Here is a 13,362-nt window from a genome sequence, read left to right as displayed (position 1 = left end):
GACTTCGCCATAATAATTAGTTGAATTATAGTGACATGAAAGCGATAACTACACCAATGATAGGTAATGCTTCAACTAAACCGATACCGATGAACATAATACCCATTAATTGTCCACGTGCTTCTGGTTGACGAGCGACACCTTCTACTGTTCTTGAAACGATAAGACCATTACCAATACCTGCACCTAATGCTGATAAGCCGATTGCGATTGCTGCTGCGATTAAATTCATTTATAAAATCCTCCTAGTTTTTCTTTAAAATTTAATTAATTAATGACTGTCCTGAACTTTATGGGACATGTAAACCATTGAAAGCATAACGAAAATATATGCTTGAATTGTACCGATGAAAATTGAAAACCCTTGCCAAACAACTAAACCAGGTAAACCGATTATCCAACCCCATGCTCTAGTTGAATCACCTGTTACTAATCCTGCCAATAATCCTAATAGCAATTCACCTGCGAAAATATTACCGTAGAGTCGAAGACCTAACGTTAAAGTTGAAGTGAATTCTTCAAAGATATTAATTGGTAATAAAAAGATTGGTTTTGTATAGTTTTGGAAATAACCTTTTGTACCTTTCATTCTAACACCATAAAAATGTGTTAATAGAATGATGAGTGTTGACAGTGTTAAAGTAACTGTCGCATCAGCTGTTGGTGATTTCCACCACAACGTATGCCCTGAAATTAATTGAAATGGAAGTCCTAGCATATTACTCACAAATATAAAGAATATAAGTGTTACTGCCAAGAAATGGAATTGCCCACCTTTTGACCATGCCATGTTACTTTCAATAATACCTCTTACAAAGTCAAAAACCCACTCTATGAAATTTTGTTTACCAGTTGGTCGTTTTTTGAGGTTGCGTGTACAAATAATAGCTATGACAAAAACAATAACTGCTGTAATAATCAACATCATAATTGATGAAAGATTAAACACGACGTCTAGACCAAATACATTCCAGCTGACTAGAGGGTCTTTATGATTCATGCTTTCTCACCTCTTTCGTTTTAAAATTTATTTCTTGTGTAAAAATGGTTTGAAAACAATTAAAACATATGAAATCATTAAACCAATAACCACACCAATGATATTAATTTCATCCTTATAAAAATACCAAATACAACATGCTAGAACCACTATTAAATATCTCCAAACGTTGCCCGTTGAAATATGTATGTTATCTTTTTCTTTTGCCTTTGCTAAATAATATTCGAAAGTAAAAGTATTAAAAAGTGATCCAATTGTACCTATTATAAGTCCTAATATAAATGGTGAGTATGTGAAAATAAACACAATTAATAGTACAACTATACCATATAAATAGTATTGAATGTATCTATTAAAAATGATGTTGAAACGTTCCATGACTATGCCTCGCTTCATCTTTTTCATGCAATAATGAGAACCATTTCAATCATACAGTTTTAATAATAATATAGGGGTAGTTAACGTGTCAATTCTATACAAAATGTAGTTTAATTTTTTCTCAAATTGTCACAGAACCGACACATTCCCCCTTTTTAATTATTTGAATGATTCTGGCTTTTTGGAAATTATATGAAAATAATATTTGATATTCTCACAAATTCGTAAAGCGGCATTTCCATCTCCATAAGGATTTCGTGCATGGCTCATTTTGTCATATAACATTTTGTCATCTAATAATTGTTTCGTAGAATCAAATATGTTTTTCTCGTGGGTGCCTACTATTTTAAGCGTACCAGCATTCACACCTTCGGGTCTTTCTGTAGCATCTCTTAACACAAGTACAGGTTTACCTAATGAAGGCGCTTCTTCTTGCACACCTCCAGAATCTGTTAATATCAAGTATGATTGATGGGCAAAATTATGAAAATCCACGACTTCCAATGGTTCCACCAATTCAATTCGCTCGTGATTTGATAAATAAGTTTCTGCAATTTCCCTAACTTTAGGATTTTTATGCACTGGGTAAACCACAACGACATCTTCAAATGCTTCGACAATATCTCTAACAGCTTTAAATATATGCACCATAGGTTCACCAATATTTTCACGTCGGTGCGCAGTTAACAAAATGATACGTTTATCTTTATGCTTTGCTATAATCTCAGAATGATAGTAATCATGTATTGTCGTCTTCATAGCATCTATAGCCGTATTACCTGTCACAACGATTGATTCCTCTGGTTTGTTTTCTGCTAAAAGATTGTGAGCAGCATTATTGGTAGGGGCAAAATTCAAATCTGCCATTACCCCTACCATTTGTCTATTCATTTCTTCAGGAAATGGAGCATATTTATCCCATGTTCTTAAGCCAGCCTCGACATGACCTATAGGAATCTGATTATATAATGCTGCTAAACTACCAGCAAACGTCGTCATTGTGTCACCATGAACGAGTATCATATCTGGTTGTTCTTTCTTTATAACATCCTCTAGTCTCGATAAAATACGTGACGTAATTTCAGACAGTGACTGGCCTTGTTTCATGATATCCAAATCATAATCTGGTGTGATGTGGAAGCTAGTCAGAACTGAATCAAGCATTTCTCTATGTTGAGCCGTAACAACTACGATAGGTTCTAGCGCATCGTCATGTTTCAACGCTTGAATTAGAGGTGCCATTTTTACTGCTTCTGGACGTGTGCCGAAGACAGTCATTATTTTTTTCATTTTACTCCACTCCTGGGCGAAACTATTTTGTACCGAATAAACGGTCACCTGCATCACCTAAACCTGGTGTGATATATGCATGATCATCAAGCTTTTCATCTAATGCAGCGATAAATATATCCACATCTTCATGAGCTGCTTGTAATTTTTCTACACCTTCAGGGGCAGCGATTAAACACATAAAACGAATATTTTTAGCACCACGTTTTTTTAATGAATTAATAGCTTCTATAGCTGAAGCACCTGTTGCTAACATTGGGTCTACAACTACAATTTCTCTTTCTTCAATATCTTGTGGTAATTTCACAAAATATTCAATGGCTTCTAGTGTTTCAGGATCTCTATAAAGACCCACATGACCTATTCTAGCTGCAGGTACTAATGTTAAAATACCTTGTGTCATCCCTAATCCTGCTCTTAAGATTGGTACAAACGCTAATTTTTTACCTGTTAATCTTTTAGCAATCATTTTTGTTACTGGTGTTTCTATTTCCACATCCTGTAATTCTAAATCTCTTGTAACTTCATATGCCATTAACATACCTACTTCATCTACTAGCTCTCTAAATTCTTTAGTCCCAGTATGTACGTCACGGATATAACTTAATTTGTGTTGAATAAGTGGGTGATCAAAAACATGTACTTTGCCCATAAATTTATTTCCTCCAATTTTTAATTATATAAAGGATGTTTTGAAGTTAAAGTATTAACTCTTTCTTTCCCTTCGGCTAATGCTTTTTCATTTTCTGGGTCTTTTAAAACTAAACTAATGATTTTCGCAACTTCTTCAAAAGCAGTTTCATCAAAACCACGTGTTGTTGCAGCTGGGGTACCTAAACGAATACCACTCGTTACGAAAGGTTTCTCTTGATCAAAAGGAATTGTATTTTTATTACAAGTTATTCCAATTGCATCTAGTGTTTCTTCAGCAACTTTACCTGTAATACCCACAGAACCTTTGACGTCTACTGCGACGAGGTGATTATCCGTGCCTCCAGATACAACTCTAAATCCTTCGTCAGTCAATGTGTTAGCCAATGTTTTAGCATTTTGAAGCACTTGTTGTTGATAAACTTTAAAGTCATCTTGTAATGCCTCACCAAATGCAACTGCTTTAGCAGCAATCACATGCTCTAATGGGCCACCTTGGATACCTGGGAATATCGTTTTATCAATTTGTTTTTTATATTCTTCTTTACATAAAATCATGCCACCACGAGGTCCGCGTAATGTTTTATGTGTAGTTGTCGTTACAAAATCTGCATATTCCACAGGATTTGGATGTAAACCAACTGCGACTAAACCAGCGATATGTGCCATATCAACCATTAATTTTGCGCCAACTTCATCAGCAATTTCTTTGAATCGTTTGAAATCGATTGTTCTTGAATAAGCTGATGCACCAGCAACAATTAATTTAGGTTTATGTTCTTTAGCAACTTTTAATACTTCATCATAATCAATTTGCTCATTTTCTTGGTCTACACCATATTCCACAAAGTTATAAAATTGACCACTAAAGTTCACAGGTGCACCATGTGTTAAATGGCCACCGTGGCTTAAATTCATACCTAATACAGTATCACCGTGTTCTAATGCTACGAGATAAACAGCCATATTGGCCTGAGATCCTGAGTGTGGTTGAACATTAACATGTTCTGCGCCAAATAATTTTTTAGCACGATCAATAGCTAATGTTTCTGACACATCTACGTATTCACAACCGCCATAATATCTTCTATTAGGATAGCCTTCAGCATACTTGTTCGTTAACACTGATCCTTGGGCTTCCATAACTGCTTCTGAAACAAAGTTCTCTGAAGCAATGAGCTCGATATTGTTATTTTGACGGTTAAATTCATTTTGAATCACTTCATATATTTCTTTATCTTGCTTTTGAATAAATGACATTGGTAATTCCCTCGTTTCTGTATTAGTTATATTTTGCTCTTTCGCCACCAATTTTCTTAGGTCTTGAAGAAGCGATGGTTACAATTGCTTCACCAATTTGCTTAACACTTGTACGTTCTGGAATAGCGACATGCTTGATGTGCATTCCAATAAGGGTTTGACCAATATCAATACCTTTAGGTACCGATATATGTTCAACAACTATTGGTTCATCCATATGCTTGTATGCATAAGTGGCAAGACTTCCGCCAGCATGAACATCTGGTACAACCGTAACTTCTTCCATCGTGAGGGGATTGAATTGTGCTCTTTCTATTGTTACCGCTCTGTTTATATGTTCACAACCTTGATATACAAAAGAAACGCCCGTTTCATTTTCGATTACTTTCAATGAATTAAATATTTCTTTAGCTACTTCCATAGAACCTACACTACCAATGCGTTCACCAATGACTTCTGATGTTGAACAACCGATAATGCATAATTCATTAGCCTTGAAAAAAGATTGTGATTTTAATTCATCTAACAATAACTTCAAATCTTCCATTCTTGCACCCCTTTTTATTAATGACATAAAAAGTAATTGAATCTCAAACCGCTTTAAAACATACAAAATTGACTGATAGCAAATTTGCTACACGTTTTTATTATAACGTATTTACTAACGTACTTATACTAATTTCACTAATTTATTAGTTTAATATTTTATTTTTTAAACTATCTATCAGTAAATTTAATTCATTATATATTTCAAGATATGCAGATTTACTCCCACCAAACGGATCGGAAACCTCTCCTATCTTGTCTACATACTCATTTAAAGTAAATACGTGATCGGTGTTATCATACAATTCCTTAATTATGCGCTTATGAGATGAACCCATCGTCAATATTAAATCTGCATTTATATCTGAAGCAGTAAAAGACTGGGCTTGGTATGGCACATTTAAATGACGCTCAAGTAAAATTTCCTTAGTATGATCTGATATCGGTTGACCATCTATAGCATACATACCACGTGACACAATTGTATGGTTAGGTAATTTGGACTGAGCGATACTTTCAGCCATAGGACTCCTACAAGTATTTCCTGTACAAACAAAAATGATTTTCATAAATCTGCTCCTTCAATAATAGATTGATTAGCCGCTTTCATCATTCTATTCATAATTGCCGTAGTGTTATCATTCAAATCAAATCCATAAATAAAGGCATGTTGAATTTGATCGTCTTGGTCTAACTGGTGCAATATTTGATAAAGATTATGATTAGCCCCTTTAATATCATTTTCATCTTCGCATAAAGGTATAAATTTCGCAGCTTCTGGTATTAACGCTTGTTTGCTACGAGGTACGATAAACGCTGTTTGTGTCCAATTTGAAGTCGATGTAGGTAACGCATTAAAAGACTTCAATATTTTTACTGGTGTATCAGGTGAATAATGTTTATATTTCATACCTGGAGCAATTGGTTTTTCAGAATCTAATGTACCTATTGTTGTCACACTGTCTGGAATAACCGCTTCTATCATAGATTTTGTGATAGAACCGGGTCTAGCGATTTTAAATGGAAATTGTGTACAATCGAGCACAGTACTTTCTAACCCCTCTTCACTTTGGTCTCCATTCACAATACCATCGATACGCCCGTCCAAATCACGATAAACATGTTCAAATGTAGTCGGTGAGGGTCTGCCACTCAAATTTGCACTGGGTGCCGCAATTGGCATATCAACATATTTTAGTATTTGTCTTCCGATTGGATGACTTGGCATACGCACTGCAATGGAATCTAACCCACCACTAACACTTTCACATAAATAGCCTTTTTTTAATGGAACAATAAATGAAATCGGTCCAGGCCAAAATTCATTCATTAACATTTCAACTTCTTTTGACAGCTTATCTGTAAAAGCTTGTATTTGTTCAACTTTATAGATATGAACAATTAAAGGATTGTCAGATGGTCTACCTTTCGCACTATAAATGTGTTTAATTGCTGCTTCATTACGTGCATCTGCACCCAATCCGTATACAGTTTCAGTTGGTATAGCAATTAAACCGCCATTTTCAAAAATTACTTTTATATCATTCAGTTCATTATCTGTATTCAATTGATTATTAGATTGGCGTAAATCCCATATTTTTGTATTCACTTAGACACACCCTTTCATCTTGTTATCTATTTTAAAACAAAATAAAAAGTTATGCACTCTCATGATTAATCATGTTTAGCACATAACTTATGATCACCAAACAAATGAAATTATTCGGTCGTTATTATTTATATCTTTAATGATTTGCACATCTAAACTTGGATATTTCTCAATAATACGTTGTTTCAATGTTTGTCCTTGATTAAATCCAATTTCAAACACAACTTTCGCATTTGGCAATAATACTTCGCGTAACTGATCTATAATTTTATCATAGATATCATAGCCATTGTTTTTTGCAAAAAGCGCAGTATGTGGTTCATAGTTTAACACTGTATTATCCATAATTAATGCATCATTATCATCAATATATGGCGGATTAGAAATAAGTCCATTTACTTTGATGCCGTGCTCAATCAGTGGCATTAATGTATCACCAAGTAGAAATCTAATTTCTACTTGGTGCATCTTAGCGTTAGCCTTAGCGACAGATAACGCTGAAGTATATAAATCTGTAGCATAAACTTCTAATGAAGGGTCCAATTTTTTTAATGAAATCGGTATATTCCCACTCCCCGTGCCTATATCTACAACACAATCTCCTGAATGAAGTTGATTATAAAAATGAAGCATTACTTCTTCTGTTTCAGGTCTTGGAATAAGACAATGCTTATTCACTTTAAAAACTTCACCATAGAATGTTTGTTTACCTAGGATATATTGTATTGGTTCATCATTTAGCATTCTTTGTGTTGCGTCATCAAATAAGTTTTTATGTTGAAGTGTTACTTCATCATCCATATGCATTAAGTAATTGGCTTTAGACCAATTAAACAAATCCAACATTAACCATTCGGCACGCGTTGATTCAATACCTTGTTCATTGCATTTCACTTTAGCTTGATTTAATAATGTTTTATAATTCACCATTATTTAATTCTTTCAATTTATCAGTTTGTTCCGCTAAAGTTAAAGCATCAATAATTTCATCCAACTTACCTTCCATAATTTGGTCTAATTTTTGTAAAGTTAAACCAATACGATGATCTGTTACACGGCTTTGCGGATAGTTATAGGTTCTGATACGTTCTGAACGATCTCCTGTACCCACTGCTGATTTACGTTGGGCAGCATATTTTTGTTGCTCTTCTTGTAATTTCATATCAAATAAGCGTGCTTTTAATACTTTTAGTGCTTTTTCACGGTTTTGGATTTGCGATTTTTCTGAAGAAGTCGCAATAACACCGGTTGGAATATGTGTAATACGCACAGCTGAATCTGTTGTATTAACGTGCTGACCACCTGCACCACTTGAACGGTATGTGTCAATTTTCAAATCTTCGTTGCGAACTTCTATTTCAACATCTTCTACCTCAGGAAGTACTGCAACTGTAGCTGTTGATGTATGGATACGTCCGCCTGATTCAGTTTCAGGTACACGCTGTACACGGTGTGCACCATTCTCATATTTTAATTTACTAAAAGCACCATTACCAGAAACAGAAAAACTTATTTCTTTATAACCACCATGATCACTTTCGGTAACTTCTACAATATCTGTCTTATAATTTAACGTTTCAGCATATTTGGAATACATTCTAAATAGATCACCAGCAAAAATTGCCGCCTCATCTCCACCTGCTGCTGCACGAATTTCTACAATAACGTCTTTGTCATCATTAGGATCTTTAGGGATCAATAAGAACTTAAGTTCTTCTTCTAACTTAGGTACTTTATTTTGAAGTGTTTGATGTTCCTCTTTCAACATTTCAATTTCATCATTATCTTTTGTATCACGTAACATTTCTTCTACTTCAGAAATATCTTCTTTTGTTTGTTTATAATCGCGATAAACGTCCACTGTTTTTTGTAATTCTGCCTGCTCTTTAGAATATTTACGTAAATTATCTGGATTATTTACGACATCAGGATCACTTAACATTTCATTTAATTGTTCATATCTTTCTTCTACTATGTCTAATTGATCAAACACTACATTTCCTCCTTCTCAGTATTGCTAGGCGCTACTATATGATGCGCTCTGCATCTGGGTTCATAGCTTTCATTAGCACCAACTAAAATGACTGGGTCGTCGATTTTTGCTGGGTTACCATCAATTAATCTTTGCGTACGACTTGACGATGCACCGCAAACCGCACAAACTGCTTGAAGTTTAGTTACATCCTCACTCACAGCCATCAATTGTGGCATTGGCTCGAAAGGTTGTGCTCTAAAGTCCATATCTAGACCAGCAGTAATGACTCTATGTCCTTTTTCAGCTAACTGTTCAGCTATATGTACAATACCATTTTCAAAAAATTGCACTTCGTCTATTCCAATTACATCTACTTCTGATAAATCGTGCTTTAATATCTCAGCTGCTGTCGAAATATTAATTGCTTCTATAGCATTGCCATTGTGAGAAACAATCTTATCTTTATGATAGCGGTCATCTATAGCTGGTTTAAATACAACTACTTTTTGTTTAGCATAAAGCCCTCGTCTTAATCGACGAATAAGCTCTTCAGATTTGCCACTAAACATACTTCCAGTAATACATTCAATCCACCCGGAATGATAAGTTTCATACATTATGCGTTCCACCTTTTTTCAAAACATAATCGATTCATTATATCATATTTTCCACTACAAAATAGGATATATTTTCAAGTTACTGCGTTAATTTTATGTAACAATTTGGGATATATAAATAGAACTATCGTTAAATTCTCATTGAACTGCCTACTAACAAAACTGATCCATTTTGTTTCAACATTGTATACAAACTTAAATTTAATGGTATACTTGCAGCCAGTATCGTTACTCATAAAATAAAGGAATTTCAACATTGTTTATGATATCTATTTGTGATTAGGAAGTGCTTTTTAACATAAAAAGGCATTCTCATAAAATGAGAATGCCTTATACCAACAATTATTCGTTGCTTGATTTGAATCCGAATTTTTTGTTGAAACGTTCCACACGACCATCCGCCGCAGCGAATTTTTGACGTCCTGTGTAGAATGGATGTGAATCAGATGAAATGTCTAAACGAATAACTGGGTATTCATTACCATCTTCCCATTCCATTGTCTCTGATGATGTTTTAGTTGAACCACTTAAGAATTTAAAATCTGTAGTAGTATCTAAAAAGATAACATTGTGATATTCAGGATGAATATTTTGTCTCATTATTTTCAGCTCCTTTGCCCTGAACCATCTGGAACAGAGTTTTTTGTGAGTTTTTTACCCAATACTTGATAATTATAATGTCTATAAATATAAAACGCAACCCTAAATCTCATATTGGTATTATATCTATGAATCATTTAGTAATTAAATGATTGGTTTACCCGTTTTTGTGCTTTCTTTAGCAGCTTTTTGTAACTGTTCAAAGAATTCTTGGTTATTGTCTGTTCGTTTGAGTTTACGAACAAATCTTTCTGTAAAGTCCGTTGAATCTGTAAACATATTGCGTAATTGCCATAATGAATCCAGTTCTTTGGGATCAATGAGCAATTCTTCTTTACGTGTTGAACTGCGTCCAATATCAATTGCTGGAAATACTCGACGTTCTGCTAATTTACGATCTAAATGTAACTCCATGTTTCCAGTACCTTTAAATTCTTCGTAAATCATGTCATCCATACGCGAACCAGTTTCAACTAAAGCTGTAGCTAATATAGTCATACTGCCACCCGCTTCAATATTTCTTGCTGCACCAAAGAATGCTTTTGGTTTGTGTAAAGATGCTGGATCTAACCCACCAGATAACGTACGACCACTTGGCGGAATAACAAGGTTATAAGCACGTGCCAATCTTGTTATAGAATCCATTAGTATAATGACATCCTTACCAATTTCAACTAAGCGTTTCGCACGTTCTAATAATAATTCTGCAACTTTGACATGGTGTTGAGGTGGCTCATCAAATGTAGAATGAACTACTTCTGCAGTTTCTACAGATCTTTCTATATCAGTAACCTCTTCTGGTCGTTCTCCTACTAATAATACAAATAATTCTGCATCAGGTTTATTCTTTGCAATTGCATTTGCAATTTCTTTTAATAAAGAGGTTTTCCCTGCTTTAGGCGGTGCAACGATAAGTCCACGTTGTCCTAATCCAATTGGCGTGATTAAATCCATGATTCGAGTTGAAAAATTCTGCTTTGTAGTTTCTAACACAATTCTTTCTTCTGGATATAACGGCGTTAACGCCTGGAAATGAGGACGTTTTTTTACTTCTTCTGCATTCTCATCATTAACAAAGTCAACCTGTAATAAACCATAATACTTTTCATTATCCTTTGGCTTTCTAACCTTACCAGTCACTTTATCTCCTCGTTTAATTTCAAAACGACGAATTTGACTAGCTGAGATATAGATATCTTTTTCTCCCTTAGAATAATTAACTGTTCTTAAAAAGCCATAACCATCTTGTTGGATATCATCTAGAATGCCTTCCATATAATAGTTACCATCTTTTTCCATTTGCGCTTCCATAATCGCGAGAACAAGTTCTTTTTTATTCAATTTACTATAGTTTGTTAGCTTAAGAGATTTTGCTTTTTGAGTGAGATCTTTTGTAGTGTAATTTTTGTATAACTCGTGGAACGATTCATACTGAGGTGATGTTCGTACTTTTTCAGGCATTATCTTGCACCCATTTCATAAATAAGTTTTTTAAATAACATAGTAACTACGCTACTACTTTTATAACTATAGCAAATTTCCTATTTAATTACAAAATGTATTTCGATATATAAATTATAAAAAGAGAGTAGAACAGAAATCTAATTTCTCTTAAAAAGATTTCATTGTTCTACTCTCATATAGATTCACATTACCTATTAAATTAACTTATTAATTGTAGTAACCTGCAATTGATTTAACTTCTAAGAATTCTTCGATTCCGTAGTCGCCCCATTCACGGCCTAAACCAGATTGTTTATAACCACCGAATGGTAAATCAGGTTTACGTCCAGCTTCGTTAATTTCAACTGTACCTGCTTCAATTGAACGTGCTACTTTATGAAGTGTATCTTTATCACTACCATAAACGTAACCAGCTAAACCATATTTTGTATCATTTGCAATTTTGATTGCTTCATCTAAATCATTATATGTGATCACAGACATTACTGGTCCAAATATTTCTTCTTGGGCAATTGTCATGCTGTTATCTACATTATTAAAAATAGTTGGTCTTGCAAAGTAACCTTTGTCTAATCCTTCAGGTTTACCAGGGCCACCATATAATAATTCGGCACCTTCTTCAATACCTTTGTCAATATAGGCTTGTACTTGGTCAAATTGTTTTTTGCTTATAATTGGTCCAACTTGTGTACCTTCTTCTCTAGGGTTACCTACTTTTACTTGACTGAATTTTTCTTTTACAGCTGTTAAAAAGTCTTCTTTTATACTTGCTGGAACGATTGTTCTTGTACCTGCAGTACAAACTTGCCCTGTGTTGAACACTACTTTATTAGCAGCTGCACTTGCTGCACCATCGATATCAGCATCATCTAAAATAATATAAGGTGATTTACCACCTAGTTCAAGTGATACTTTTTTGAAATCTTCTGCAGCTTTTTTCATAATACTTGAACCTGTTGGGCCAGAACCAGTAAATGACATCATTCTTACTTTTGGATGTTCACTTAATGGATTACCTACACCTTGTCCATCACCATTGACTAAGTTAAATACACCTTTAGGTACACCCACTTTATCAAAAATTTCTGCTAATATAATAGCTGCAAATGGTGTTTCTTCTGAAGGTTTAAATACTACCGGACTACCAGCAGCAAAAGCAGCAGCTAATTTCAATGACGTTTGATTTGTTGGGAAGTTCCATGGTGTAATAAGTCCTGAAACACCGATTGCTTCTTTGACAACTAAATCATCGCCTCGACGTTCTTCAAATTGGAAATCATTTAATGCATCACGTGCTGCTTCAAAATGATCTAAGCCCATTTGATAGTGTACATTTTCCGCTACAGATAGAGGTGCACCTAATTCGTCTGTAATTGCTTGAATTAAGTCTTCTTTTCTATTTTTATATTCTTGTACTATTTGATCTAATAAATCTTGTCTTTCTTTAACTGAAGTGTGTCTGAATTCTAAATATACGTTATCTGCTGCTTCTACAGCTTTTTCCACGTCTTCTTTATTACCTTTAGCAATCGTACCAGCAACTTCTTCTGTTGCAGGATTAATTACTTCAAGTGTTTCTCCACTTGTACTTTCAACCCATTCTCCGTTGATATATTGTTTAGTGAAATTTCTCATCAATAATTCACTCCTTAACTTTTGTTGATAATACCATTTTAACCGAGATTTCATTTTTTTAAACATAAGTGCTCACGCCAAATCGTAGCAAACGTTGTTATAAAGCGTTTTCCATTCATTTTACACAATTTTTTAACCCATTAAATTTCAGCGCCATTTTGTTATTCAGTGAATAACTACATGTACACTCCAATTCATATACAAAATGAGACCAAGACATCGATTTATGTCTTGGTCTCTTTAAAAATTCAGAGCAATCGAAAATGATTAAATTATACTTCCACTTTAATACGCTACTTTCCAATCACAACTAATAGAATTGATTGTCTTTAGAAAT

Annotated in this window: 15 protein-coding genes; all 15 read right to left on the bottom strand. The window is 34.2% G+C overall.

Annotation, left to right across the window (positions count from 1 at the left end; genetic code table 11):
- Positions 1-25 precede the first annotated feature (25 nt).
- Positions 26-232, bottom strand: coding sequence for a F0F1 ATP synthase subunit C (gene atpE / locus ACM6UH_RS04870; protein WP_002482721.1), 207 nt, complete (start codon positions 230-232; stop codon positions 26-28).
- 39 nt (positions 233-271) lie between these two features.
- The gene (gene atpB, locus ACM6UH_RS04865; protein WP_011302678.1) at positions 272-1,000 is read right to left on the bottom strand and encodes a F0F1 ATP synthase subunit A; all 729 of its coding nucleotides are present in this window, start codon (positions 998-1,000) and stop codon (positions 272-274) included.
- A 27-nt stretch (positions 1,001-1,027) separates the two neighbouring features.
- Entirely contained in the window at positions 1,028-1,378 is a 351-nt protein-coding gene (locus tag ACM6UH_RS04860; protein WP_011302677.1) for an ATP synthase subunit I, read from the bottom strand.
- 159 nt (positions 1,379-1,537) lie between these two features.
- Complete coding sequence (gene wecB, locus ACM6UH_RS04855) at positions 1,538-2,668, bottom strand: non-hydrolyzing UDP-N-acetylglucosamine 2-epimerase (protein WP_061050520.1); 1,131 nt, start codon at positions 2,666-2,668, stop codon at positions 1,538-1,540.
- A 22-nt stretch (positions 2,669-2,690) separates the two neighbouring features.
- Entirely contained in the window at positions 2,691-3,320 is a 630-nt protein-coding gene (gene upp, locus ACM6UH_RS04850; protein ID WP_048787211.1) for a uracil phosphoribosyltransferase, read from the bottom strand.
- Positions 3,321-3,340: 20 nt separating this feature from the next.
- On the bottom strand, positions 3,341-4,579 hold the full coding sequence (glyA, locus tag ACM6UH_RS04845; RefSeq protein WP_061050519.1) for a serine hydroxymethyltransferase: 1,239 nt from the start codon (positions 4,577-4,579) through the stop codon (positions 3,341-3,343).
- Positions 4,580-4,601: 22 nt separating this feature from the next.
- On the bottom strand, positions 4,602-5,126 hold the full coding sequence (locus tag ACM6UH_RS04840; RefSeq protein ID WP_047503313.1) for a TIGR01440 family protein: 525 nt from the start codon (positions 5,124-5,126) through the stop codon (positions 4,602-4,604).
- Between the two features lie 145 nt (positions 5,127-5,271).
- Entirely contained in the window at positions 5,272-5,694 is a 423-nt protein-coding gene (locus tag ACM6UH_RS04835; RefSeq protein ID WP_011302672.1) for a low molecular weight protein arginine phosphatase, read from the bottom strand.
- Positions 5,691-6,734, bottom strand: coding sequence for an L-threonylcarbamoyladenylate synthase (locus ACM6UH_RS04830; RefSeq protein WP_047503316.1), 1,044 nt, complete (start codon positions 6,732-6,734; stop codon positions 5,691-5,693). Before ACM6UH_RS04830 ends, ACM6UH_RS04835 begins: the two co-directional genes overlap by 4 nt.
- Before the next feature lie 93 nt (positions 6,735-6,827).
- Positions 6,828-7,664 (bottom strand): peptide chain release factor N(5)-glutamine methyltransferase, encoded by an 837-nt coding sequence (gene prmC / locus ACM6UH_RS04825; RefSeq protein WP_011302670.1) that lies wholly within the window; start codon positions 7,662-7,664, stop codon positions 6,828-6,830.
- Positions 7,651-8,727, bottom strand: coding sequence for a peptide chain release factor 1 (gene prfA, locus ACM6UH_RS04820; protein ID WP_002482713.1), 1,077 nt, complete (start codon positions 8,725-8,727; stop codon positions 7,651-7,653). Before prfA ends, prmC begins: the two co-directional genes overlap by 14 nt.
- Complete coding sequence (locus ACM6UH_RS04815) at positions 8,727-9,326, bottom strand: thymidine kinase (RefSeq protein WP_011302669.1); 600 nt, start codon at positions 9,324-9,326, stop codon at positions 8,727-8,729. The genes prfA and ACM6UH_RS04815 overlap by 1 nt, the downstream gene beginning before the upstream one ends.
- Before the next feature lie 342 nt (positions 9,327-9,668).
- Positions 9,669-9,926, bottom strand: a complete 258-nt coding sequence (locus ACM6UH_RS04810) for a type B 50S ribosomal protein L31 (RefSeq protein ID WP_002482711.1) — start codon at positions 9,924-9,926, stop codon at positions 9,669-9,671.
- 144 nt (positions 9,927-10,070) lie between these two features.
- A complete protein-coding gene (rho, locus tag ACM6UH_RS04805) occupies positions 10,071-11,387 on the bottom strand; it encodes a transcription termination factor Rho (RefSeq protein WP_011302668.1) in 1,317 nt (438 codons plus the stop codon).
- Between the two features lie 210 nt (positions 11,388-11,597).
- Positions 11,598-13,025: an aldehyde dehydrogenase family protein gene (locus tag ACM6UH_RS04800; RefSeq protein WP_011302667.1), complete on the bottom strand. Its 1,428-nt coding sequence runs from the start codon at positions 13,023-13,025 to the stop codon at positions 11,598-11,600.
- Positions 13,026-13,362: the final 337 nt, after the last annotated feature.

The sequence above is a fragment of the Staphylococcus sp. LKG4-2 genome (assembly GCF_050955665.1).
In the GTDB taxonomy this organism is placed as follows: Bacteria; Bacillota; Bacilli; order Staphylococcales; family Staphylococcaceae; genus Staphylococcus; species Staphylococcus saprophyticus.
Note: the sequence above shows the minus strand (reverse complement) of the source record. Positions and strands in the feature narration are given on the sequence as shown.